23 protein-coding genes and 2 tRNA genes are annotated in these 25,209 nt (G+C 52.1%); 18 read left to right on the top strand and 7 right to left on the bottom strand.

The genetic code is table 11. From position 1 onward, the window contains the following. Positions 1–88: 88 nt before the first annotated feature. Together ibaG and murA are read left to right on the top strand one after the other, a co-directional pair. Complete coding sequence (gene ibaG / locus E6P06_RS24670) at positions 89–343, top strand: BolA family iron metabolism protein IbaG (RefSeq protein WP_003025040.1); 255 nt, start codon at positions 89–91, stop codon at positions 341–343. A 53-nt stretch (positions 344–396) separates the two neighbouring features. Next, complete coding sequence (gene murA / locus E6P06_RS24665; RefSeq protein WP_003839949.1) at positions 397–1,656, top strand: UDP-N-acetylglucosamine 1-carboxyvinyltransferase; 1,260 nt, start codon at positions 397–399, stop codon at positions 1,654–1,656. Between the two features lie 56 nt (positions 1,657–1,712). On the opposite strand, the gene sfsB is transcribed toward murA, so the two are convergent. Beyond that, entirely contained in the window at positions 1,713–1,997 is a 285-nt protein-coding gene (sfsB, locus tag E6P06_RS24660; protein WP_003839952.1) for a DNA-binding transcriptional regulator SfsB, read from the bottom strand. A 221-nt stretch (positions 1,998–2,218) separates the two neighbouring features. After that, a complete protein-coding gene (gene ispB, locus E6P06_RS24655) occupies positions 2,219–3,190 on the bottom strand; it encodes an octaprenyl diphosphate synthase (protein ID WP_139935813.1) in 972 nt (323 codons plus the stop codon). 258 nt (positions 3,191–3,448) lie between these two features. Here ispB and rplU point away from each other — a divergent pair, with 258 nt between their 5' ends. The 4 genes from rplU (at position 3,449) to cgtA (ending at position 6,318) form a co-directional block, all read left to right on the top strand. Beyond that, positions 3,449–3,760 carry a 50S ribosomal protein L21 gene (rplU, locus tag E6P06_RS24650; RefSeq protein WP_003025032.1) on the top strand — a complete coding sequence of 104 codons (312 nt, stop codon included), beginning with the start codon at positions 3,449–3,451 and terminating at the stop codon, positions 3,758–3,760. A 19-nt stretch (positions 3,761–3,779) separates the two neighbouring features. After that, complete coding sequence (rpmA, locus tag E6P06_RS24645; protein ID WP_003025030.1) at positions 3,780–4,037, top strand: 50S ribosomal protein L27; 258 nt, start codon at positions 3,780–3,782, stop codon at positions 4,035–4,037. 127 nt (positions 4,038–4,164) lie between these two features. After that, entirely contained in the window at positions 4,165–5,130 is a 966-nt protein-coding gene (locus E6P06_RS24640; RefSeq protein WP_003844844.1) for a DMT family transporter, read from the top strand. A gap of 15 nt (positions 5,131–5,145) precedes the next feature. Beyond that, positions 5,146–6,318: an Obg family GTPase CgtA gene (cgtA, locus tag E6P06_RS24635; protein WP_003025024.1), complete on the top strand. Its 1,173-nt coding sequence runs from the start codon at positions 5,146–5,148 to the stop codon at positions 6,316–6,318. Between the two features lie 92 nt (positions 6,319–6,410). On the opposite strand, the gene dacB is transcribed toward cgtA, so the two are convergent. Continuing rightward, positions 6,411–7,844, bottom strand: coding sequence for a serine-type D-Ala-D-Ala carboxypeptidase (gene dacB, locus E6P06_RS24630; protein WP_003839958.1), 1,434 nt, complete (start codon positions 7,842–7,844; stop codon positions 6,411–6,413). A gap of 248 nt (positions 7,845–8,092) precedes the next feature. Here dacB and greA point away from each other — a divergent pair, with 248 nt between their 5' ends. After that, a complete protein-coding gene (gene greA / locus E6P06_RS24625) occupies positions 8,093–8,569 on the top strand; it encodes a transcription elongation factor GreA (RefSeq protein WP_003025019.1) in 477 nt (158 codons plus the stop codon). 153 nt (positions 8,570–8,722) lie between these two features. On the opposite strand, the gene yhbY is transcribed toward greA, so the two are convergent. Beyond that, positions 8,723–9,016, bottom strand: a complete 294-nt coding sequence (yhbY, locus tag E6P06_RS24615; protein WP_003025016.1) for a ribosome assembly RNA-binding protein YhbY — start codon at positions 9,014–9,016, stop codon at positions 8,723–8,725. Between the two features lie 125 nt (positions 9,017–9,141). Here yhbY and rlmE point away from each other — a divergent pair, with 125 nt between their 5' ends. From rlmE to glmM, 4 genes are all read left to right on the top strand, one after another. Further along, positions 9,142–9,771, top strand: coding sequence for a 23S rRNA (uridine(2552)-2'-O)-methyltransferase RlmE (gene rlmE, locus E6P06_RS24610; protein ID WP_003025015.1), 630 nt, complete (start codon positions 9,142–9,144; stop codon positions 9,769–9,771). 99 nt (positions 9,772–9,870) lie between these two features. After that, the gene (ftsH, locus tag E6P06_RS24605) at positions 9,871–11,805 is read left to right on the top strand and encodes an ATP-dependent zinc metalloprotease FtsH (RefSeq protein WP_058842408.1); all 1,935 of its coding nucleotides are present in this window, start codon (positions 9,871–9,873) and stop codon (positions 11,803–11,805) included. A gap of 98 nt (positions 11,806–11,903) precedes the next feature. After that, positions 11,904–12,752 (top strand): dihydropteroate synthase, encoded by an 849-nt coding sequence (folP, locus tag E6P06_RS24600; RefSeq protein WP_032938283.1) that lies wholly within the window; start codon positions 11,904–11,906, stop codon positions 12,750–12,752. Beyond that, positions 12,745–14,082, top strand: a complete 1,338-nt coding sequence (gene glmM / locus E6P06_RS24595; RefSeq protein WP_003025008.1) for a phosphoglucosamine mutase — start codon at positions 12,745–12,747, stop codon at positions 14,080–14,082. Before folP ends, glmM begins: the two co-directional genes overlap by 8 nt. A gap of 47 nt (positions 14,083–14,129) precedes the next feature. Here the strand turns inward: glmM and dcuC are convergent, their stop codons facing one another. Further along, positions 14,130–15,593 (bottom strand): C4-dicarboxylate transporter DcuC, encoded by a 1,464-nt coding sequence (gene dcuC / locus E6P06_RS24590; RefSeq protein ID WP_071697980.1) that lies wholly within the window; start codon positions 15,591–15,593, stop codon positions 14,130–14,132. A gap of 10 nt (positions 15,594–15,603) precedes the next feature. Continuing rightward, positions 15,604–16,737, bottom strand: a complete 1,134-nt coding sequence (iadA, locus tag E6P06_RS24585) for a beta-aspartyl-peptidase (protein WP_044714519.1) — start codon at positions 16,735–16,737, stop codon at positions 15,604–15,606. Positions 16,738–16,885: 148 nt separating this feature from the next. Here iadA and E6P06_RS24580 point away from each other — a divergent pair, with 148 nt between their 5' ends. From E6P06_RS24580 to E6P06_RS24570, 3 genes are all read left to right on the top strand, one after another. Next, entirely contained in the window at positions 16,886–17,779 is an 894-nt protein-coding gene (locus E6P06_RS24580; RefSeq protein ID WP_003844846.1) for a LysR family transcriptional regulator, read from the top strand. Positions 17,780–17,946: 167 nt separating this feature from the next. Beyond that, positions 17,947–18,279: a preprotein translocase subunit SecG gene (gene secG, locus E6P06_RS24575; RefSeq protein WP_003025000.1), complete on the top strand. Its 333-nt coding sequence runs from the start codon at positions 17,947–17,949 to the stop codon at positions 18,277–18,279. Positions 18,280–18,288: 9 nt separating this feature from the next. After that, a tRNA-Leu gene (locus E6P06_RS24570) sits at positions 18,289–18,375 on the top strand. Between the two features lie 186 nt (positions 18,376–18,561). Here the strand turns inward: E6P06_RS24570 and argG are convergent. Continuing rightward, positions 18,562–19,905: an argininosuccinate synthase gene (argG, locus tag E6P06_RS24565; protein WP_003024998.1), complete on the bottom strand. Its 1,344-nt coding sequence runs from the start codon at positions 19,903–19,905 to the stop codon at positions 18,562–18,564. A 333-nt stretch (positions 19,906–20,238) separates the two neighbouring features. On the opposite strand from argG, the gene E6P06_RS24560 reads away from it, so the two are divergent. From E6P06_RS24560 to infB, 4 genes are all read left to right on the top strand, one after another. Further along, positions 20,239–20,315 (top strand) — tRNA-Met (locus E6P06_RS24560). Positions 20,316–20,522: 207 nt separating this feature from the next. Next, a complete protein-coding gene (gene rimP / locus E6P06_RS24555) occupies positions 20,523–20,975 on the top strand; it encodes a ribosome maturation factor RimP (RefSeq protein WP_003024996.1) in 453 nt (150 codons plus the stop codon). Positions 20,976–21,003: 28 nt separating this feature from the next. Then, positions 21,004–22,491 (top strand): transcription termination factor NusA, encoded by a 1,488-nt coding sequence (gene nusA / locus E6P06_RS24550; RefSeq protein ID WP_003024992.1) that lies wholly within the window; start codon positions 21,004–21,006, stop codon positions 22,489–22,491. Positions 22,492–22,515: 24 nt separating this feature from the next. Beyond that, the gene (infB, locus tag E6P06_RS24545; protein WP_003024990.1) at positions 22,516–25,206 is read left to right on the top strand and encodes a translation initiation factor IF-2; all 2,691 of its coding nucleotides are present in this window, start codon (positions 22,516–22,518) and stop codon (positions 25,204–25,206) included. Positions 25,207–25,209: the final 3 nt, after the last annotated feature.

The following is a 25,209-nucleotide window of genomic DNA, read 5'->3' as shown; positions in this document are numbered from 1 at the left end:
TATCAGCGAGGCTTTTTGCTTATTTATGACAGCGCCACTTTGCTCTAAGATGTTGGGCTGTTTTCACTATCTGACGAATGAAGAGCCCATGGAAAATAATGAAATTCAGAGCGTGCTGATGAATGCACTCTCCCTCCAGGAAGTCCACGTTTCTGGCGACGGCAGTCACTTTCAGGTTATTGCCGTGGGTGAGATGTTTGAAGGCATGAGCCGGGTCAAGAAGCAGCAATCGGTCTATGGCCCGTTGATGGAGTACATTGCGGACAACCGCATTCATGCCGTGTCGATTAAGGCGTTTACCCCAGCGGAATGGGCGCGCGATCGCAAACTTAACGGTTTTTGAGCTACGGGTGATGTGCCGGTAGCGAAGATAAATTCTAAACAGAGAACAGAATAATGGATAAATTTCGTGTTCAGGGGCCAACCAAGCTCCAGGGCGAAGTCACAATTTCAGGCGCTAAAAACGCCGCACTGCCGATCCTGTTTGCGGCGCTGCTGGCTGAAGAACCTGTAGAGATCCAAAACGTCCCGAAACTGAAGGACGTTGACACATCAATGAAGCTGTTGAGCCAGCTGGGTGCGAAAGTTGAGCGTAATGGTTCCGTGCACATTGATGCGCGTGATGTGAACGTCTTCTGTGCGCCGTACGATCTGGTGAAAACCATGCGTGCATCCATTTGGGCGCTCGGGCCGCTGGTTGCCCGCTTTGGTCAGGGCCAGGTTTCACTACCGGGCGGCTGCACCATCGGCGCGCGTCCGGTGGACCTGCACATTACCGGTCTGGAGCAGTTAGGCGCGACTATCAAGCTGGAAGAAGGCTATGTGAAAGCGTCCGTTGATGGCCGTCTGAAAGGCGCGCATATTGTCATGGACAAAGTGAGCGTCGGTGCGACTGTCACCATCATGTGTGCAGCAACGCTTGCCGAAGGCACCACCATCATCGAAAACGCTGCGCGCGAGCCGGAGATTGTGGATACCGCGAACTTCCTGATTGCGCTGGGCGCGAAGATCACTGGCCAGGGCACCGATCGTATTACGATCGAAGGCGTTGAGCGTCTCGGCGGCGGTGTGTATCGCGTTCTGCCAGACCGCATCGAAACCGGTACCTTCCTGGTGGCGGCGGCAATTTCTCGTGGCAAAATTATCTGCCGTAATGCACAACCGGACACACTGGATGCCGTTCTGGCGAAACTGCGTGATGCGGGTGCGGATATCGAAGTCGGCGACGACTGGATCAGCCTTGATATGCACGGCAAACGTCCGAAAGCGGTTAATGTGCGTACTGCGCCGCATCCGGCGTTCCCTACCGATATGCAGGCCCAGTTCACGCTGCTGAACCTGGTGGCAGAAGGGACCGGCTTCATCACGGAAACCGTGTTTGAGAACCGCTTTATGCACGTGCCTGAGCTGAGCCGTATGGGCGCTCACGCAGAAATCGAAAGCAATACCGTGATTTGCCACGGCGTGGAAACACTCTCAGGCGCACAGGTTATGGCGACCGATCTGCGTGCATCTGCAAGTTTAGTGCTGGCAGGTTGTATTGCTGAAGGTACAACAGTGGTCGATCGTATTTATCACATCGATCGCGGCTATGAGCGCATCGAAGATAAACTGCGTGCGCTGGGCGCAAACATTGAGCGCGTGAAAGGCGAGTAATCGTCAACGTCTCTTGTAACCCCCAGTTCAGTTGGCCGGGGGTTACAGCTCAATGTTCATTCCGGATTCTTTTTCTCTCTGCGACTCCTCATCATCCGCGTTCTGTCGATGAACTCATGCGTTTTGGCATCGTGATAGCGTGACGGCCAAATCACCCAGGGATCAGTTCCCAGTGCCCGGGCGATAATCAACTCACCTTTTGGCCATGGTCTCGTTAACGCATTTGCCAGCGTTGATGAACTCAATCCATTTTTACGTGATTCAGCGGCCATTGAGGTCCCTTTCTTGCGCAGTCCGGCGATGATGTCGGCCGGATGCCAGTCAATCAGCTTGTTTTCCATAAATTCATCTCTCCTTTGGTTAACGACTTACGGTTCCACGATCGGTTGTGGCGACACTATAACGCCCGAAGAACGAATGTTCTAAAATGTTCATGTAAAGTGTCTGTATATTCAGAATATGCCAAGGTTCTGCGTGATTATCCGGAGGAGAGTGGGGGGGTACTAGAACTTATAAAAAAATCCCGTGCAGAGCACGGGATGAGGGAGGATGCTGTAGGGAATTAACGGTCGCGCTGTACGGAGATATGTGCCAGACCAATCAGCGCTTCTCTCCACGGCGTATCAGGCAGCACCTGCAACGCAGCGATGGCCTTATCTGCCTCTTCTTCTGCACGTTGGCGCGTCCACTCCAGGGAACCACAGGCGTTCATCGCTTCAAGAACCGGCTCCAGAAGGTGACGACCATTACCTTGCTCAATGGCCTGGCGGATCATTTGCGCTTGTTCTGGAGTACCGTGGCGCATGGCATGCAGCAGCGGCAGCGTAGGTTTACCCTCGTTGAGGTCATCACCGACGTTTTTACCCAACTGCTCGCCATCTGCGCTGTAATCCAGCAAATCGTCAATTAACTGGAAAGCTGTGCCGAGATAACGGCCATAATCCTGCAACCCTTTTTCTTGTTCTTCGCTACAGCCAGCCAGAATGCCTGAACATTGGGCTGCCGCTTCAAACAACCGCGCCGTCTTACTGTAGATGACGCGCATATAGTTTTCTTCGGTGATGTCTGGGTCGTTGACGTTCATCAGCTGCAAGACTTCACCTTCGGCGATGACGTTGACTGCTTTCGACATGACTTCCAGCACTTTCAACGAGCCAAGGCTGGTCATCATCTGAAATGCGCGGGTATAGATAAAATCGCCAACCAGCACGCTGGCCGCATTACCAAACGCCGCATTTGCCGTAGCTTTCCCACGGCGCATGTCTGACTCATCCACAACATCATCGTGCAGCAGGGTCGCTGTGTGGATAAACTCGATGAGGGCCGCAATCGTAACGTGCGCATTTTCCTGGTAACCAACGGCCCGCGCTGCGAGGACGGCGATCATTGGGCGAATGCGTTTTCCGCCACCGCTAACGATGTAGTACCCCAGTTGATTGATCAACTGAACGTCAGAATTGAGCTGTTCAAGGATTGTCGCATTGACCCCCGCCATATCTTGCGCGGTTAACTCATTGATTTTTTCTAAATTCATCGCAAAAGCCGGGCTTCTCGCCCCGATTACCTTACTGTATGAGAAGGTAACGTCGGGTTTAGGGTTATAAATATATGCTGATTGTACTGAAAAAACGCCGTAGATAAACGTTACCGTACGTGTTGTGTTTTTTTTCTTCATGTATTGACGGTAGCACTTGTCAAAGGCTCGCGTTTTGCGTAATATTCGCGCCCTATTGTGAATATTTATAGCGCACTCTGAATCATCAAAAAGGTGTGCGCGGAAGCGGAGTTTTTTATGTACGCGGTTTTCCAAAGTGGTGGTAAACAACACCGAGTAAGCGAAGGTCAGACCGTTCGCCTGGAAAAGCTGGACATCGCAACTGGCGAATCTGTTGAATTCGCAGAAGTTCTGATGATCGCAAACGGTGAAGAAGTCAAAATCGGCGTTCCTTTCGTTGATGGCGGCGTTATCAAAGCTGAAGTTGTTGCTCACGGTCGTGGCGAGAAAGTTAAAATTGTTAAGTTTCGTCGTCGTAAACACTACCGTAAGCAGCAGGGCCATCGTCAGTGGTTCACTGATGTGAAAATCACTGGCATCAGCGCTTAAGTTAAGGGGAGCAGATTAAATGGCACATAAAAAGGCTGGCGGCTCGACTCGTAACGGTCGCGATTCAGAAGCTAAACGTCTGGGCGTAAAACGCTTCGGCGGTGAAACAGTTCTGGCTGGTAGCATCATCGTTCGTCAACGTGGTACTAAATTCCACGCTGGCTCTAACGTTGGTTGCGGCAAAGACCACACTCTGTTTGCTAAAGCAGACGGTAAAGTGAAATTTGAAGTGAAAGGCCCGAAAAACCGTAAATTCATCAGCATCGTTGCTGAATAAGTTTTTCGCGTCCCGGTAACGGATAAAAGCCCCGCAACACGTTGCGGGGCTTTTTACATTCGACGGCCGGTAAATACGCTCGTCACGCCGTGACAACCCGGAAACGAGCCCTTGCAGGGAATACGGCATGAAGCAACAGGCAGGCATTGGTATTCTGTTAGCACTCACAACGGCAGTATGTTGGGGGGCTTTGCCAATAGCAATGAAGCAAGTGCTGGAGGTGATGGAGCCTCCTACCGTGGTGTTCTACCGTTTTTTAATGGCAAGCGTTGGCCTTGGCGCTATTCTTGCGGTTAAAAAAAAGCTCCCTCCATTGCGTATTTTTCGCAAAGCGCGTTGGCTGGTGTTGCTGGCTATCGCAACCGGTGGGCTGTTCGGTAACTTCATTCTGTTTAGTTCATCCTTGCAGTATTTGAGCCCAACGGCTTCGCAGGTTATCGGTCAGCTGTCACCGGTTGGTATGATGATCGCTAGCGTCTTTATCCTGAAAGAAAAGATGCGCGGCACGCAGGTGATTGGCGCCATTATGCTTCTGAGCGGCCTGGTCCTGTTTTTTAATACCAGTCTGATCGAAATTTTTACCCGACTCACCGATTACACCTGGGGCGTTATCTTTGGTGTCGGTGCGGCGATGGTCTGGGTGAGCTATGGGGTCGCACAAAAGGTGTTATTGCGCCGCCTGGCATCACCGCAGATCCTGTTTTTACTGTACACTTTATGTACGATTGCGTTGTTGCCGCTGGCTAAACCCGGTGTCATCACGCAGCTCAGCGACTGGCAGCTGGCATGCCTGGTATTCTGCGGCCTGAATACGCTGGTAGGATACGGCGCTCTTGCGGAAGCGATGGCGCGTTGGCAGGCGGCGCAGGTGAGCGCTATTATCACGCTCACACCGCTGTTTACGTTGTTATTTTCAGATTTATTATCACTGGCCTGGCCCGATTTCTTCGCCAGACCGATGCTAAACCTATTAGGTTATCTCGGTGCGTTTATCGTGGTTGCGGGCGCGATGTATTCCGCCATTGGTCATCGAATTTGGGGCGGTTTACGTAAGCATGAAACGGTGGTTTCGCAACCCCGCTCAGGCGAATGATTTACGGAGAGTAAAATGAAGTTTGTTGATGAAGCATCGATTCTGGTCGTTGCAGGTGATGGCGGTAATGGTTGCGTCAGCTTCCGCCGCGAAAAGTACATCCCAAAAGGCGGTCCGGACGGTGGTGATGGTGGTGACGGTGGTGACGTTTGGCTGGAAGCCGACGAAAACCTGAACACGCTGATCGATTACCGTTTTGAAAAATCATTCCGTGCGGAACGTGGTCAGAATGGCGCGAGCCGTGATTGCACCGGTAAGCGTGGCAAAGACGTCACGATTAAAGTGCCTGTTGGTACGCGTGTTATCGATCAGGGCACGGGCGAAACCATGGGCGACATGACCAAACACGGTCAGCGTCTGATGGTCGCTAAAGGCGGCTGGCATGGTCTGGGCAACACCCGTTTCAAATCATCGGTTAACCGTACTCCGCGTCAGAAAACAATGGGTACGCCGGGTGATAAGCGCGATCTGATGCTGGAGCTGATGCTGCTGGCAGACGTGGGTATGCTGGGTATGCCAAATGCTGGGAAATCGACGTTTATCCGTGCAGTATCTGCGGCGAAGCCGAAAGTCGCTGATTATCCGTTCACCACCCTGGTGCCGAGCCTGGGCGTGGTGCGTATGGACAACGAAAAGAGCTTCGTGGTTGCCGACATTCCGGGGCTGATTGAAGGTGCGGCTGAAGGCGCAGGCCTGGGTATCCGCTTCCTGAAACATCTGGAACGTTGCCGCGTGTTGCTGCACCTCATCGATATCGATCCGATTGACGGTTCCGATCCGGTAGAAAACGCCCGTATCATTATTGGCGAACTGGAAAAATACAGTCAGGATCTGGCATCTAAACCGCGCTGGTTAGTGTTCAACAAAATTGATTTGATGGACAAGGCTGAAGCGGAAGAGAAAGCGAAAGCGATCGCCGAAGCGCTGGGCTGGGAAGGTAAATATTACCTGATCTCTGCCGCCAGCCAGCTGGGCGTGAAGGATCTTTGCTGGGATGTGATGACCTTTATCATCGAGAACCCGATTGTTCAGGCTGAAGAAGCGAAACAGCCAGAGAAAGTTGAGTTCATGTGGGATGATTATCACCGCCAGCAGCTTGCTGAAGTCGAAGACGAAGCGGAAGATGACTGGGATGACGATTGGGACGAAGAAGACGACGAAGGCGTCGAGTTCATCTACAAGCGTTAATCGCATGAAAAACCCCGGACAAGTTGCCGGGGTTTTTGTTTCCAGTTTGCGTAGGCCGGATAAGCGTAAGCGCCATCCGGCATCTTCAAAATCTAATTGTTCTGATAAATATCCTTGTACAACCGGCTCTCGAAGCGCACCAACGGAATACGGCGATTACGCTGATCAGCTGGCTCTACCGCATAACCAGACAAATACTGCACGAATGCCATGCGTTGGCCGCTTGCCGTGGTAATGAAGCCAGCAAGGTTATAGACTCCTTGCAGCGAGCCTGTCTTCGCCGATACTTTGCCATCCACACCAGCCTGATGCAGACCCGCACGGTATTGCAGGGAGCCGTCGTGCCCCGCCAGCGGCAGCATAGTGATAAAGTTCAGCTCGTTATCGTGTTGAGCGATATATTGCAGCACCTGCATCATGGTCGCCGGGGCAATCAGGTTATGCCGGGAGAGGCCTGAACCGTCGGCAATAATGGTGTTGCCGATATCAACGCCCGCCTGCTGACGCAAAATCTGGCGTACGGCATCAGAACCCGCCCGCCAGGTGCCTGGCACGTTAAATCGGACATGACCAATCATACGGAAAACGGTATCGGCAATCATGTTGTCCGATTTTTTCAGCATAATCTTAAGCAGGTCATGCAGTGGCGCTGACTGCTTACTGGCGACCACCGTTCCCGGCTCGTTGACCAGCGTCTGGCGCAGCAGCGTACCGCTGTAGGTGATACCTGCTTGTTTTAGCTCATCTTTGATAATCGCCCCGGCATAGCTGGCTCCGTCTTGAATGGCGAACGCCAGCGGCAGCGGATCGGCTCGTTGGGGCAGGCATCCGGTCAGCGTATAGCGGTTGAGATCGCCGGGAACCACATCCAGTTCACAATATTGCGCTTCCGCAGAACCTCGGGCGAGAGTACGCACCTGACTGAACATGGTGACCGGGTAATAAGATGCCACGCGAATAAAGGCGAGATCGTTGGGTTTTTGCGCGCTGTAGAGTGAAACCGAGAAACAGTTTCTATCGACAATAGCCGCTGCGGGCGGTGCGCTAAAACACTGCGTCATGTCGTTCCAGGGCCAACCGGGCGCTTTATCATGACTGGCGAAAATAGAGGTATCGATCAGGACATTTCCGGCAATTTGCGTCACGCCTGATTTTTTCAGGGTTGCCACCATATTGCGAATATCCTGGCGTTTTAGCGTCGGATCAGCACCAAATCGTGCCACTAAGTCACCTTTCAATACGCCGCCTTCCACGTTGCCTTTAGTCTCAAGCGTAGTGGTAAAACGAAAGTCAGGCCCGAGCTGAATCAATGCCGCCAGCGCGGTGATCACTTTCTGGGTACTGGCCGGCAGCGCCATCTGCTGGCTATGAAAATCAATAGCGGGTGCAGGTGCGCCAACCTTCTGTACCATAAGGGCGAGGTTGGCCCCCGCAGGGAGCTGATTGATATACTCGTCGACGTTCGCAGCCTGAACACTGAACGCTATACTGGCAGTCAATCCGATGGTAAATCTGGAAAATCGCATAATCTCGCGCTAACAACCTGGAAACAGGCCGTCATACTACGGCGCAACGCCCCAAAAAGTAAACGATGACCCATAAGGAACTCCAGGGTAAAATGATCATCAAATAGAGAATTGTAGCTGACCTGGGACCTTGAGCCCCGGGTCGGTATTTTTTTGCTTCTGACTCTGGCATGACATTCGCCAGAGTGGGCTTAGCAGCCGGGGTGAGAGCAACTGCCCCCTACAGGAATGTTCAAGAGGTATAACAAATGCAAGCTATCCCGATGACCTTACGTGGTGCTGAAAAACTGCGCGAAGAGCTGGATTTTCTGAAATCTGTGCGCCGTCCTGAAATTATTGCCGCTATCGCTGAAGCGCGTGAGCACGGTGACCTGAAAGAGAACGCGGAGTATCACGCGGCGCGCGAACAGCAGGGTTTCTGCGAAGGACGCATTAAAGATATCGAGGCTAAACTGTCCAACGCGCAGGTAATCGACGTTACTAAAATGCCGAACAATGGCCGCGTTGTTTTCGGCGCGACGGTTACCGTGTTGAATCTCGATAACGATGAAGAGCAGACCTGGCGTATTGTCGGCGATGATGAAGCCGATTTTAAACAGAACCTGATTTCAGTGAACTCGCCTATCGCTCGTGGCCTTATCGGTAAAGAGCAGGATGACGTCGTGGTTATCAAAACGCCGGGCGGCGAAGTGGAATATGAAGTGACGAAGGTAGAATACCTGTAATTCGCATCTTGGTTAAGATGTTGATACATTGTAAAGAAAGGAAAAAGGCCGCATAGCGGCCTTTTATCAACGAAGAGAGCGTGGCATTTTGCTCTCCTGCTAGCGGAAAACCCCGCGTTTTACACAAACTTCGTGTTCAACTTTGGGATATTCTTAGCGTGGCAGCGAGATTTTACGTTCTTTAGTCGGGCGATACAGTACCAGCGTTTTGCCGATGACCTGCACATTACAGGCGCCGGTTTCGCGTACGATAGCTTCCACGATCAAGGTTTTAGTATCGCGATCTTCCGAGGCGATTTTCACCTTGATAAGTTCATGGTGCTCTAACGCTTGTTCAATCTCGGCCAGTACCCCTTCGGTCAAACCATTGTTGCCAAGCATAACTACAGGCTTGAGCGGATGTGCCAGACCTTTCAGGTGCTGTTTTTGTTTAGTACTCAGATTCATCGTATATTTTTGCTTACGTTGGGATTGAAAACGGGTCATTCTACCGCCATCTCCCATATATCACCAAATAGCTGTGTAGAAATTTACACCATTGGTTACGATGAACTGCCCTTTGGGAATGTGAAATGACAGGTAAAAAGCGTTCTGCCAGCTCGAGTCGCTGGCTTCAGGAACACTTTAGCGATAAATATGTTCAACAGGCGCAGAAAAAGGGGTTACGTTCCCGTGCCTGGTTTAAACTTGATGAAATACAGCAAAGTGACAAAATTTTTAAACCGGGGATGACGATAGTTGATCTCGGTGCTGCACCCGGTGGCTGGTCGCAATATGCAGTTACGCAGATCGGCAACACCGGCCGCATTATCGCTTGCGATCTTTTACCTATGGATCCAATCGTTGGTGTGGACTTCCTTCAGGGCGACTTTCGTGATGAATTAGTCCTGAAAGCGTTACTTGAACGCGTAGGTGACAGTAAAGTACAAGTTGTCATGTCTGATATGGCGCCAAATATGTGTGGAACACCGGCGGTGGATATTCCCCGGGCCATGTATCTGGTAGAGCTGGCGCTTGGAATGGCTCGTGATGTATTAGCGCCAGGTGGTAGTTTTGTAGTGAAGGTGTTCCAGGGCGAAGGCTTCGATGAGTATCTAAGAGAGATTCGCTCCCTGTTTACGAAGGTCAAAGTTCGTAAGCCGGACTCTTCTCGCGCCCGTTCGCGTGAAGTGTATATTGTAGCGACCGGGCGTAAACCATAACCGGCAGATTTCAAACGAAAGTTTGAAAGAAACTGGATATAGAGTATCCTGACGCTGTTTTTAACACAGTTGTAATATGAGGTTAATCCCTTGAGTGACATGGCGAAAAACCTAATTCTCTGGCTGGTCATTGCCGTTGTGCTGATGTCAGTATTCCAGAGCTTTGGGCCCAGCGAGTCTAATGGCCGTAAGGTTGATTACTCTACCTTCCTGCAAGAGGTCAATCAGGACCAGGTTCGTGAAGCGAAGATCAACGGACGTGAGATTAACGTTACCAAGAAAGATAGTAACCGTTACACGACCTACATCCCGGTTAACGATCCGAAGCTGCTTGATAACCTGCTGACCAAAAACGTCAAGGTTGTTGGCGAACCACCTGAAGAGCCGAGCCTGCTGGCTTCTATCTTCATTTCCTGGTTCCCAATGCTGCTGCTGATTGGTGTCTGGATCTTCTTCATGCGTCAGATGCAGGGCGGTGGTGGCAAAGGTGCCATGTCGTTCGGCAAGAGCAAAGCGCGCATGCTGACGGAAGATCAGATCAAAACGACTTTTGCTGACGTTGCGGGTTGTGACGAAGCAAAAGAAGAAGTCGCTGAGCTGGTTGAGTATCTGCGCGAACCGAGCCGTTTCCAGAAACTGGGCGGTAAAATCCCGAAAGGCGTCCTGATGGTCGGTCCTCCGGGTACGGGTAAAACCCTGCTGGCGAAAGCTATCGCAGGTGAAGCGAAGGTTCCATTCTTCACAATTTCCGGTTCTGATTTCGTGGAAATGTTCGTGGGTGTCGGTGCATCTCGTGTGCGTGACATGTTCGAACAAGCCAAAAAAGCGGCACCGTGCATCATCTTCATCGATGAAATCGACGCCGTAGGCCGCCAGCGTGGCGCAGGTCTGGGCGGTGGTCACGATGAACGTGAACAGACGCTGAACCAGATGCTGGTTGAGATGGACGGCTTCGAAGGTAACGAAGGTATTATCGTTATCGCAGCGACTAACCGTCCGGACGTTCTTGACCCTGCGCTGCTTCGTCCAGGCCGTTTCGACCGTCAGGTTGTGGTTGGTCTGCCGGACGTTCGCGGTCGTGAACAGATCCTGAAAGTGCATATGCGTCGCGTGCCGCTGTCTCCGGATATCGATGCGGCAATCATTGCACGTGGTACGCCTGGCTTCTCCGGTGCGGATCTCGCGAACCTGGTCAACGAAGCGGCACTGTTTGCTGCTCGTGGCAACAAGCGCGTAGTGTCGATGGTTGAGTTCGAAAAAGCGAAAGACAAAATCATGATGGGTGCGGAACGTCGCTCCATGGTGATGACGGAAGCGCAGAAAGAATCTACCGCGTATCACGAAGCAGGCCACGCGATTATCGGTCGCCTGGTGCCGGAACACGATCCGGTGCACAAAGTGACGATTATCCCGCGCGGTCGTGCGCTGGGTGTGACCTTCTTCCTGCCTGAAGGCGATGCAATCAGCGCCAGCCGTCAGAAACTGGAAAGTCAGATCTCCACATTGTACGGTGGCCGTCTCGCGGAAGAGATCATCTACGGTGCTGAACATGTTTCTACCGGTGCGTCGAACGACATTAAAGTCGCGACTAACCTGGCGCGTAACATGGTTACTCAGTGGGGCTTCTCCGATAAACTCGGTCCGTTGCTGTACGCTGAAGAAGAAGGCGAAGTGTTCCTGGGACGTTCTGTGGCGAAAGCGAAACACATGTCCGATGAAACCGCTCGCATTATCGATCAGGAAGTTAAACTGCTGATTGAGCGTAACTATGACCGTGCACGTCGTTTGCTGAACGAAAACATGGACATTCTGCACTCGATGAAAGATGCGCTCATGAAATATGAGACTATCGATGCGCCGCAGATTGACGATCTGATGGCTCGCCGCGATGTGCGTCCGCCTGCGGGTTGGGAAGAACCGGGTTCTTCTAACAACAACTCTGGCAGCACCGGCAAGCCGAATGCACCGCGTCCGGTTGATGAACCGCGTGCGCCGGACTCTGGCACTATGTCAGAGCAGCTGGGCGACAAATAAGTTATCGTTGATGATGACCGTGTTTTAATTGAAAACCCTGGGGCTTGCTCCGGGGTTTTTCTTATCTGCATATTCAAGATTTTACCAGGGATAAAACTATGAAACTCTTTGCTCAGGGTTCTTCACTGGATCTCAGCCATCCGCACGTCATGGGGATTTTGAACGTCACGCCAGACTCATTTTCCGATGGTGGAGCGCACAACTCTTTGGTTGAGGCGGTAAAACACGCAAACCTGATGATTAACGCCGGGGCGACTATCATTGATGTGGGTGGTGAGTCCACGCGTCCGGGCGCGGCTGATGTGAGTGTGGAAGAAGAGTTGCAGCGAGTGATCCCTGTGGTGGAGGCGATTGCTCAGCGTTTTGAAGTGTGGATTTCGGTTGATACCTCAAAGCCCGAAGTGATCCGCGAATGCGCCAGGGTTGGCGCGCATATCATCAATGACATTCGCTCACTCTCGGAGCCTGGAGCGTTGGAAGCCGCAGCGGAGACCGGATTGCCGGTTTGCCTGATGCATATGCAGGGGCAGCCGAAAACCATGCAGGAAGCGCCAAAGTATGAGGATGTTTTTGCTGAGGTAGATCGTTACTTTGTTGAGCAAATAGCACGTTGCGAGCGGGCTGGAATCACAAAAGATAAATTGTTGCTCGACCCCGGGTTCGGATTCGGTAAAAATCTCACTCACAACTACACATTACTGGCACGTCTGGCGGAGTTTCATCATTTTAATCTGCCGCTGCTGGTTGGGATGTCACGAAAATCAATGGTCGGTCAGTTACTGAATGTGGGGCCATCTGAACGCCTGAGCGGTAGTCTTGCGTGCGCGGTGATTGCCGCAATGCAGGGGGCGCAGATCGTTCGTGTCCATGACGTCAAAGAAACCGTAGAAGCGATGCGTGTGGTGGAAGTCACATTGTCTGCAAAGGAAAAAAAACGCTATGAGTAATCGTAAATATTTTGGCACTGATGGGATCCGCGGTCGCGTAGGTGATGCCCCAATTACTCCTGACTTTGTGCTCAAGCTGGGCTGGGCTGCAGGGAAAGTGCTGGCTCGTCATGGTTCACGTAAAATTATTATCGGTAAAGATACGCGTATTTCCGGCTATATGCTGGAGTCCGCGCTGGAAGCGGGCCTGGCAGCCGCCGGACTCTCAGCCTCATTCACAGGGCCAATGCCAACACCTGCCGTTGCTTATTTGACGCGTGCTTTCCGTGCTGAGGCCGGGATTGTTATCTCCGCTTCGCACAACCCATTCTATGACAATGGGATTAAATTCTTCTCCATCGATGGGACCAAACTGCCGGATGCGGTTGAAGAAGCTATCGAAGCCGAAATGGAAAAAGCGATCACCTGCGTGGACTCGGCTGAACTGGGTAAAGCTACCCGTATCGTTGATGCTGCCGGTCGCTATATCGAGTTTTGCAAAGGCACCTTCCCGAACGAACTGAGTCTGAGTGAGCTTAAAATTGTGGTGGATTGCGCTAACGGTGCAACGTACCACATTGCACCAAATGTACTGCGTGAGCTGGGTGCAAACGTGATTGCCATTGGCTGTGAGCCAAACGGTGTGAACATCAATGAAGAAGTCGGCGCCACTGACGTCCGTGCCCTGCAGGCGCGCGTGATTGCGGAAAAAGCCGATCTGGGTATTGCGCTGGACGGCGATGGCGACCGCGTCATTATGGTTGACCACGAAGGCAATAAGGTCGATGGCGATCAGATCATGTACATCATCGCCCGTGAAGCCCTGCGTCAGGGACAGCTGCGTGGTGGTGCGGTAGGTACGTTGATGAGCAACATGGGCCTCGAGCTGGCGCTGAAACAGCTGGGTATTCCTTTTGCTCGGGCGAAAGTTGGCGACCGCTATGTGCTGGAAAAAATGCAGGAAAAAGGCTGGCGTATCGGTGCCGAAAACTCTGGTCATGTGATCCTGCTGGACAAAACCACCACTGGTGACGGCATCGTGGCGGGGCTGCAGGTGCTGGCGGCGATGGTGCGCAACCATATGAGTTTGCACGACCTGTGCAGCGGCATGAAAATGTTCCCACAGCTGCTGGTTAACGTACGTTACACCGCAGGTAGCGGCGATCCGCTGGAACATGAAAATGTGAAAGCGGTGATGGCGGAAGTGGAAGCGGCGCTGGGTAACCGTGGACGCGTCCTGCTGCGTAAGTCTGGTACCGAACCGTTAATTCGTGTGATGGTTGAAGGTGAAGACGAAGCGCAGGTGACTGAATTCGCCCACCGTATTGCCGATGCTGTGAAAGCGGCGTAATCCCGAAGAAAGTGAGAGCCGGAGTCTGAGACTCCGGCTTTTTTTTACTATACGGCAAGCGGCTGTTTACGTCGGCGCTGCCAGAAATAACCACCGACCATCAGTAGTACAAGGACTGCCAGCCACGGCAGAACCGCCAGCAAATGCCCAGACCGGGCAAAGGTTAGCGCAATCATCAGTAGCCAACCGCCCAGCATCGGAATCGCGGTGCGCTTAACAATATCCACAGGCGAGACGCCTGCAATCCCTGCGATAGCAATGATGACGCCGGCAATCGGCGATAACGTACGACCAATACCCGCCGATATCTGGATAGGCAACATCATGACTGCGATATCGCTACCGATATGACGGCTGATGTCCGGCACCATGGGGGCGAAGGAGAAAAATGCCGCATTCCCGGAGCCCATCAGCGCTGAAATTGCGAAGGTGATTAGGGTCATCAGCAGGATAATAGAGGCTGCGCTGAGGCCAAATTCGCCAGAAAGCGACAGCAGCGCGTCGACGGCGCCAATGGATTTCAGCCCGGCGGAAAAAACTTCACCGGCGATAATCAGCGTCACGACGGTGGCAAAAACGCTGCCCATGCTGTCGAAAACCTTTTGTACGCCAGCCATCACCTCGCGCGCTTTGCGATGACGGCAGTACTCACAAACCAGCGTAATAGCGAGGCTTATCAGTACGGCGGTATCCAGCGTAATCTTAAGCGAGCTAAATACTAAATCGCTACACACCAACATCAATACCAGCGGCAGCATAGGCAGAAACAGCCAGGCGATAGGTGCGTCGGCTTCATCAGTTGCCGTTAATGTCTGCATCTGCTGAGCTGCATTGTCGCCACTTTCCCGACGGTCAAAAAAGCGTTGCACAACAATATGCAACAGGGCGATGAAAAGAATGACGGGCACAACGATCGGCAACTGATCCTGCACAAAATAGTTCACCACCTCAATACCTGCGGTTTTGGCGGCGAGAACCGAGTTGCCGGATCCTGGGCCAAACTCAACCGCACAGGTACTGGCGATAACTGCGGCAACTGCGGCGCGGCTACAGCCAAGACGGGTAAGCAATGGGTAAAGCGTCGCCATCAACAGCAGACCCAATCCGGTGGCGCTGCTGATAAACAGCGACAGGAATTGGCCTAATAGCAGTGCCAGTCCCAGCAGCAGATAAGGCGAGTTCAGCCGTTGTAAAGGACGAGATGTTACCCGAACCAGTACCTGGCTTGCGCCAATGGCTGACATGTACGTGGCGAAACCACCAATCAGCATAATTTGCAGCCCGAGACCGCCGAGACGCACGCTCAGGGTATCGCGAATAAACTCAAAGGCGTCAAAGGGGCCGAATCCGGTGCTCTTTTTCACCAGACCACTGAGTGAGGTCATTCCGCTAAAATGCGCGATAAGCAACAGCACAATCCCGGTCAATAACAGTACCGACTGGGGGTGATATTTTTTGAGGATCAGACGTCCGGCAAAAATGATGGCGATTAGCGCCAGTAGTAATGACATTCTTGCCCCCTTACTCGAAGTTGCCGGTAACCAGGCACTCTCCATCCCGCAGCAACGGTTTACCCGCGGCAAACAGATGGGCCAGCGAGAGGTCATCATTGAGTACACAGATATCGGCACGTTCTCCGGCGCAGAGCATGCCCCCGGAAATACCCAGCGAGCGTGCAACGTTTGCCGTCAACATTGCGATGGCCTGCGGCACCGGAATACCGACATCAATCAGGCGAGGAAGTAGGTTAAGATTGCCTGCGACCGGTGCCGCGCTTAAACCTTCAACGATACCCTGAGCGTTAAAGCGCGGAACGCTGCCATTGCCGTCAGAACTGATCGTGATGCGCTCCGCCGGAACCTGTGCTTCGAGTGCGTGGAGAATCGCTTGCTCCTGAGGCATAAAACGACTGCCACCGGACGTAACATCGATATGGCCGCCGCGATGGGCGAAATCAATAGCCTGTTCGAACAAGGGCTCTGTTCTTGCAACATGGGTCGGTGAAATATGGTGAATCGGAATACCCGCATCACACAACTCAATAAGTTGCGACATCCCTTCCGGCAGATTCCCCAGGTGCACATGCAGCAAGCCTTTTTTCCCTGCCAGCAGGGAAGCGACGCGAATATCGCTCACTATCCTCAGCAACTCCTGGAAAGAGGGGTAAGAACCGCGGTGATCGGCGAGGGCGATTTTTACACCAAGAATTGCCGGAATAAAGGCCATATCATCGCGGATGGATCGCGTAATGGTTGGGCTGGGAACGGCGTAGGCTCCCGTATGCATAAACGCGCGTAATCCCTCAAGGTTGAGAGACTGCATTTTAGCGTAGAGATCTTTGGGCGAACGAGAAATGGCATCGGTGCCTAACACGCCAACCACCGTGGTAATACCCGCCTGAATCAGATCGCGCAGCTTGACGGCGGGTGTCCGACTGGCAAATCCGGCTTCGCCACCGCCACCGGTAAGATGAACATGCTGATCGATGATGCCAGGGATAACCCATTTACCCCGACAATCGATGACCTCGTTGACGCCATCAAACAATGAAATATCTTTTTCTACCGCCACAATTCGGTCGGCATGAATGAGCAGGGAGCAGAGGCCTAAATCCTCAGGAGAAAAAACACGGGCATTGGTCAATAAAGTAAACATAGCGGTCCTGTCAAACGTCGAAGGTGAGAGTCGGCAGGTGAAACGGAATATTGTTGTTATGATGCCCACCATAAAGCCATTACTATAACTATGACTATTACCGATTTGTTATTGGAGGATGCGGTTATGGCATGGCGGAGAGCACAACGTGGATTGTAAGTGGCTGGAAGATTTTCTGGCCTTGAGCCAGCATGGAAACTACTCTCAGGCCGCGGCGCAGCGGCATATTACTCAACCTGCGCTGAGTCGGCGTATAAAGTCGCTGGAAGAGGTGCTGGGCGTGCCTTTGTTTGATCGGACAACGACCCCCGTCACGCTGACGCGCTATGGTGAACGCTTTGAACCTTATGCCCGGCACGTCCTCAGTACGTTAACAGAGGCACGCCATGAGCTGTCGGCGATGACGCCAGCAACGGATAACACGCTGGTGATGGTCAGCCTGCATACGCTGTCGGTGAATATCCTGCCGGATATGATCAACTACCTGCGACAGAGTGAGCCGCAGTTAAACTTTACGGTAAACGCCAGTATCCAGGGGATAGACAACCACTTCAATGCCCTGATAAACCGGCAAATTGATATGCTGGTGACTTACGATTTACCCTCTTCACAACCAGGGCTGGAGATTGCCGGAGGGTTAAAACGTTCACTATGGCGGTATGAGCGATTTATTCCTGTGATTTCTGCACAGTTGGTGGATACGCTGGATGATCCGCATACCCCGATCCCCTGGCTATGTTACAGCGACTATACCTTTGTCAGACGTATTATTGAGCTGGCAGAACAACGAGTGCGACCACGGTTGAAAAAAGTGTTTGAGAGTGGTTTAAGCGAAACGATACGAGAAATGGTGTTGCGCCATATGGGAATGGCCTGGTTACCTGAATCGATGGTGGCGGAAGAGTTGGTGAATCAGCAAATTATTCACTGCTGGCCAGAAAATGCAGATCTGATTTGTGAAATCCCTGTTGTGGTATGGGCGAATCTTGACGATCAACGCGCCGTCATGCAGAGATGCTGGGAGAAATTGCTGCGTTTTTGATTGATGTGGCGATTTTTTCCGCAGTTGATACAATGCTAACAAATTGCCCTTGCGAAGGTTATTCGCTTTGGTTAGTATTCACACCCGCTTCAGTGGGAAACAGTAAATATTCCCGCTTTAATGGTCGAAGCATTGTACGCGGCAACTCCGCAAGGAACAGGTTGATTATGCACGAAGCTCTTTTAGTAGTTTTCCTTATTGTGGCAATTGGCCTGGTAGGCTTGATCATGCTGCAGCAAGGCAAAGGCGCTGATATGGGAGCCTCTTTTGGCGCAGGCGCTTCTGGTACTCTGTTTGGTTCAAGTGGTTCTGGTAACTTCATGACCCGTATGACAGCTGTATTGGGAACCTTGTTCTTCATCATCAGTCTGGTGCTGGGTAACATGAACAGCAACAAGACCAATAAAGGAAGTGAGTGGGAAAATCTGAGCGCACCGGCGAAAACCGAGCAAACTCAGCCAGCTGCTCCGGCTCAGCCGACCAGCGATATCCCACGCTAAGTATTCTGTACCGAGGTGGTGGAATTGGTAGACACGCTACCTTGAGGTGGTAGTGCCCTAACGGGCTTGTGGGTTCGAGTCCCATCCTCGGTACCAAATTCCAAAAAAAAGACGCTGCAAAGCGTCTTTTTTTTCGTCTGTTATTTGTGGCTGTCCTGTAGGTCGGATAAGGCGTTTACGCCGTCATCCGACATTATTACAACGCCTGATGGCGCTACGCTTATCAGGCCTACATTCCGCACATAAAAAAGGCCGCTTTCGCGGCCTTAAGATGGTGTATCTTTACTTCGCCTTATTTTCCAGATTCTCAACCTGCGGCAGGCCGGTTGTGGAAGAAGCGGTCAGCAGACCAGACTGCGCATAGCCGAACAGCTTCTCGCGGGTATCGGTGATATCCAGATTACGCATGGTCAACTGACCGATACGGTCGTCCGGAGAGAATACGGAATCGCCTTTTTCCATCGTCAGACGTTCTGGTTTATAAGTCAGATTGTCAGATACGGTGTTGAGGATCGAGTAGTCATTACCACGGCGCAGTTCCAGCGTCACTTCACCGGTAATCTGGCTGGCAACCCAACGCTGCAGACCGTCACGCAGCATCAGCGCCTGAGAGTCGAACCAGCGACCCTGATACAGCAGACGACCCAACTGGCGACCGTGCGCGTGATACTGCTCGATGGTGTCTTCGTTGTGAATGCCGGTCAGCAGACGCTCGTAGGCGATATGCAGCAACGCCATCCCCGGGGCTTCATAAATGCCACGGCTCTTCGCTTCAATAATACGGTTTTCAATCTGATCGCTCATACCCAGACCGTGACGGCCGCCGATACGGTTGGCTTCCAGCATCATCTCAACGTCGTCGCTGAAGGTTTTACCGTTCAGTGCAACCGGATGACCCTGTTCAAAACGCACGGTCACTTCTTCTGCCGGGATCTTCACGCTCTCATCCCAGAACTTCACGCCCATAATTGGGTTGACGATTTTGACGCTTGAGTTCAGGAATTCCAGATCTTTTGCTTCGTGGGTCGCCCCGAGCATATTGGAGTCTGTTGAGTACGCTTTCTCAACGGACATCTTGTAGTCGAAACCACAGGCAATCATAAATTCGGACATCTCATGGCGACCGCCGAGTTCATCGATAAAATCGGTATCCAGCCATGGTTTATAAATCTGCAGTTCGGCGTTGGTCAGCAGACCGTAACGATAGAAACGTTCAATATCGTTACCTTTATAGGTGCTACCGTCACCCCAGATATTTACGCCATCTTCTTTCATGGCGGCAACCAGCATGGTGCCGGTCACGGCACGGCCCAGCGGGGTGGTATTGAAGTAGGTCAGTCCGCCAGTGGTGTTGTGGAATGCACCGCACTGAATGGCAGCGATCCCTTCGGCAACGAGCTGCTTACGGCAATCTACCAGGCGAGCATTCTCAGCACCATATTCCATTGCACGGCGAGGAATGGCGTCATAGTCATCCTCATCCGGCTGGCCCAAATTCGCAGTATATGCATATGGGACAGCCCCTTTTTGTCGCATCCACAGCAGTGCTGCACTGGTGTCCAGGCCGCCGGAAAAAGCGATACCAATACGTTGACCTACCGGGAGATGCTTGAGAATCGTCGTCATAAAATAAAACCCTGCTTGATAGACTGGTGAAGAGGTCGCTTATTATGCTAATTGCATTTTTATGCAAAATAAATGAGTTTTCATTTAATCATCTTTTCTGGATGACAGGAAGAGTTTAGTGATAATTTCGTTAAATAACGGCGTGGGTGGCATATTTATCTTGCTGGGCTAGCGCTGGGCAGCATTCATTGATTTGCATAGTCGTAACAAGGTTGACATAACGCATAGTGAATCAATATACTGTGCGCAGATTTTACGTCCCGTCCTCGGTACCAAATCCCAGCAGTATTTGCATTTTTTACCCAAAACGAGTAAAATTTGCCACGTTTCAGGCGCGGGGTGGAGCAGCCTGGTAGCTCGTCGGGCTCATAACCCGAAGGTCGTCGGTTCAAATCCGGCCCCCGCAACCACTTTCCCTTAGAGTTCTTTTTCAAATATACTGTGAAGACTTAGGCCTTCGTAGCTGGATTTGAAAAAAATTCTTTCGGAAGGTTCTCCGAACCGCAGGTGCGGTTATAGGGTTCAGTTATCTAAAGCCCCGATTTATCGGGGTTTTTTGTTATCTGACTACAGAATAACTGGGCTTTAGGCCCTTTTTTTATGTCTTGGGGGTGGGCTTGTCCACATTAGAGCAAAAATTAACAGAGATGATTACAGCGCCAGTTGAAGCCCTGGGCTACGAACTGGTCGGCATCGAATTTATTCGTGGTCGCACATCCACACTGCGCATCTATATTGATAGTGAAGATGGCATCAATGTTGATGATTGTGCTGATGTGAGCCATCAGGTAAGCGCCGTGATGGATGTCGAAGACCCAATCACCGTTGCCTATAACCTGGAAGTCTCCTCTCCGGGTCTCGACCGTCCTCTGTTCACAGCTGAACACTACGTGCGTTTCCTGGGTGAAGAAGTCACGCTGGTTCTTCGTATGGCGGTACAAAACCGTCGTAAATGGCAGGGCGTTATCAAAGCGGTGGACGGTGAGATGATCACGGTCACAGTCGAAGGCAAAGATGAAGTGTTCGCGCTGAGTAATATCCAGAAGGCGAACCTGGTTCCCCACTTTTAACAGTCTGGATTGAGGTGAAAAGCCCGCGATGAACAAAGAAATTTTGGCTGTTGTTGAAGCCGTATCCAACGAAAAAGCGCTGCCACGCGAGAAAATTTTTGAAGCACTGGAAAGTGCGCTGGCTACAGCAACAAAGAAAAAATATGAGCAAGAGATCGACGTTCGCGTAGAAATCGATCGTAAAAGCGGTGATTTCGATACCTTCCGTCGTTGGGTAATCGTAGAAGAAGTTACTCAGCCGACCAAAGAAATTACGCTGGAAGCGGCACGCTTCGAAGACGAAAGTCTGAACGTGGGTGAATATGTTGAAGATCAGATTGAATCTGTCACCTTTGACCGTATCACCACCCAGACCGCGAAACAGGTTATCGTACAGAAAGTACGTGAAGCTGAACGCGCAATGGTTGTCGATCAGTTCCGCGAACACGAAGGCGAAATCGTCACCGGTGTGGTAAAGAAAGTAAACCGCGACAACATTTCTCTGGATCTGGGCAGCAATGCTGAAGCTGTTATCCTGCGTGAAGACATGCTCCCGCGTGAAAACTTCCGCCCAGGTGACCGTATTCGTGGTGTTCTGTACTCTGTACGCCCGGAAGCGCGCGGTGCGCAGCTGTTTGTAACCCGTTCCAAACCGGAAATGCTGATTGAGCTGTTCCGCATTGAAGTACCGGAAATTGGCGAAGAAGTTATCGAAATTAAAGCGGCTGCCCGTGATCCGGGATCGCGTGCGAAAATCGCCGTTAAGACCAACGACAAGCGTATTGATCCGGTCGGCGCCTGTGTTGGTATGCGCGGTGCGCGCGTTCAGGCGGTTTCTACCGAACTGGGCGGCGAGCGTATCGATATCGTCCTATGGGATGATAACCCGGCGCAGTTCGTGATTAACGCAATGGCGCCAGCAGACGTTGCTTCTATCGTGGTGGATGAAGACAAGCACACCATGGATATCGCGGTTGAAGCCGGTAACCTGGCTCAGGCGATTGGACGTAATGGTCAGAACGTCCGCCTGGCTTCACAACTGAGCGGTTGGGAACTCAACGTGATGACCGTTGATGACCTGCAGGCGAAGCATCAGGCTGAAGCACATGCAGCCATCGATACCTTCACCAAATATCTCGATATCGATGAAGATTTCGCGACCGTTCTGGTGGAAGAAGGTTTTGCGACGCTGGAAGAACTGGCCTACGTGCCAATGAAAGAGCTGCTGGAAATTGACGGCCTGGATGAACAGACCGTTGAAGCGCTGCGCGAGCGTGCTAAAAACGCACTGACCACTCTGGCACTGGCCCAGGAAGAAAGCCTCGGTGATAACAAACCGGCTGACGATCTGCTGAATCTGGAAGGATTGGATCGTGAGATGGCCTTCAAACTGGCGGCCCGTGGTGTTTGTACGCTGGAAGATCTCGCTGAACAGGGCATTGATGATCTGGCTGATATCGAAGGGTTGACCGACGAAAAAGCCGGTGAGCTGATTATGGCTGCCCGTAATATTTGCTGGTTCGGCGACGAAGCGTAATAAACTGTAGCAGGAAGGAACAGTATGACAGATGTAACCGTAAAAACGCTGGCTGCAGAGATACAGACTTCCGTGGATCGCCTGGTACAGCAATTTGCTGATGCCGGTATCCCGAAGTCTGCTGACGACTCTGTGTCCGCACAAGAGAAACAAACCTTACTGGCGCATTTGAACCGTGAAAACGGCTCAGCGCCGGATAAGTTGACATTGCAGCGTAAAACGCGCAGTACTCTCAATATTCCAGGTACCGGTGGAAAAAGCAAATCGGTACAAATCGAAGTCCGCAAGACACGCACCTTTGTGAAACGCGATCCGCAAGAGGCTGAACGCCTTGCCGCGGAAGAGCAGGCGCAGCGTGAAGCGGAAGAGCAAGCCCGTCGTGAGGCAGAAGAAGCTGCCAAACGCGAGGCGCAACAAAAAGCCGAACGTGAGGCCGCAGAACAAGCTAAGCGTGAAGCCGCTGATAAAGCGAAACGTGAAGCTGCGGAAAAAGACAAAGTGAGCAATCAACAGACCGACGATATGACTAAAACCGCCCAGGCCGAAAAAGCCCGCCGTGAAAATGAAGCCGCAGAACTGAAGCGTAAAGCGGAAGAAGAAGCACGTCGCAAGCTTGAAGAAGAAGCGCGCCGCGTAGCGGAAGAAGCTCGCCGTATGGCGGAAGAAAACGAGAAAAATGGTGTGAATAACGCTGAACCTGTCGAAGACACCAGCGATTATCACGTCACCACTTCTCAGCATGCTCGCCAGGCTGAAGACGAGAACGATCGTGAAGTCGAAGGCGGTCGTGGTCGTACTCGCAGCACTAAAGCAGCGCGTCCGGCGAAGAAAGGCAACAAACACGCTGAATCTAAAGCTGACCGTGAGGAAGCACGTGCAGCGGTTCGCGGCGGTAAAGGCGGTAAGCAGCGTAAAGGTTCCGCTCTGCAGCAGGGCTTCCAGAAGCCAGCTCAGGCCGTTAACCGTGACGTTGTGATCGGCGAAACCATCACCGTTGGCGATCTGGCGAACAAAATGGCAGTTAAAGGCTCTCAGGTCATCAAAGCGATGATGAAACTGGGCGCAATGGCTACCATTAACCAGGTCATCGACCAGGAAACCGCACAGCTGGTTGCCGAAGAGATGGGCCACAAAGTTATCCTGCGTCGTGAAAACGAGCTGGAAGAAGCGGTAATGAGCGACCGTGACACCGGTGCTGCGGCTGAACCGCGCGCACCAGTTGTGACCATCATGGGTCACGTTGACCACGGTAAAACCTCTCTGCTGGACTACATTCGTTCCACGAAAGTGGCCTCTGGCGAAGCAGGCGGCATTACTCAGCACATCGGTGCGTACCACGTTGAAACTGACAACGGTATGATCACCTTCCTGGATACCCCGGGTCACGCCGCGTTTACCTCCATGCGTGCTCGTGGTGCTCAGGCAACGGATATCGTTGTTCTGGTTGTTGCAGCAGACGACGGCGTGATGCCGCAGACCATCGAAGCTATCCAGCACGCGAAAGCGGCGGGTGTACCGGTGGTGGTTGCAGTCAACAAAATCGATAAGCCGGAAGCGGATCCGGATCGCGTTAAAAACGAACTGTCCCAGTACGGCATCATGCCGGAAGAGTGGGGCGGCGAGAGCCAATTCGTTCACGTTTCTGCGAAAGCGGGTACCGGTATCGACGAGCTGCTGGACGCTATCCTGCTGCAGGCCGAAGTACTGGAACTGAAAGCTGTGCGTAAAGGTATGGCGAGCGGTGCGGTTATCGAATCCTTCCTGGATAAAGGTCGTGGTCCGGTTGCTACCGTACTGGTGCGTGAAGGTACGCTGCACAAAGGCGACATCGTACTGTGTGGCTTCGAATACGGTCGCGTTCGTGCTATGCGTAACGAACTGGGTCAGGAAGTACTGGAAGCAGGTCCATCCATTCCGGTGGAAATCCTCGGTCTGTCCGGTGTTCCGGCTGCAGGTGACGAAGTTACTGTCGTTCGTGACGAGAAGAAAGCCCGTGAAGTTGCACTGTATCGTCAGGGCAAATTCCGTGAAGTCAAACTGGCTCGTCAGCAGAAATCTAAACTCGAGAACATGTTCGCTAACATGACCGAAGGCGAAGTTCACGAAGTGAACGTCGTCCTGAAGGCTGACGTTCAGGGTTCTGTAGAAGCGATTTCCGACTCTTTACTGAAACTGTCTACCGACGAAGTCAAAGTGAAGATCATCGGTTCTGGCGTAGGTGGTATCACCGAAACCGACGCGACCCTGGCTGCGGCATCCAACGCGATTCTGGTTGGCTTCAACGTCCGTGCTGATGCCTCTGCACGTAAAGTTATCGAATCTGAAAGCCTGGATCTGCGTTACTACTCCGTCATCTATCATCTGATCGACGAAGTGAAAGCAGCGATGAGCGGCATGCTGTCTCCGGAGCTGAAACAGCAGATCATTGGTCTGGCTGAAGTTCGTGATGTGTTCAAATCACCGAAATTCGGCGCTATCGCAGGCTGTATGGTTACCGAAGGCACGATTAAACGTCACAACCCAATCCGCGTTCTGCGCGACAACGTGGTTATCTATGAAGGCGAGCTGGAATCCCTGCGTCGCTTCAAAGATGACGTTAACGAAGTCCGTAACGGCATGGAATGTGGTATCGGCGTTAAGAACTACAACGACGTTCGCGTTGGCGATATGATCGAAGTGTTCGAGATTATCGAGATCCAACGTACTATCGCTTAATCT

Source organism: Citrobacter sp. CF971 (genome assembly GCF_006385635.1).
In the GTDB taxonomy this organism is placed as follows: Bacteria; Pseudomonadota; Gammaproteobacteria; order Enterobacterales; family Enterobacteriaceae; genus Citrobacter; species Citrobacter freundii.
This window is presented reverse-complemented; position numbering and strand designations above follow the sequence as displayed.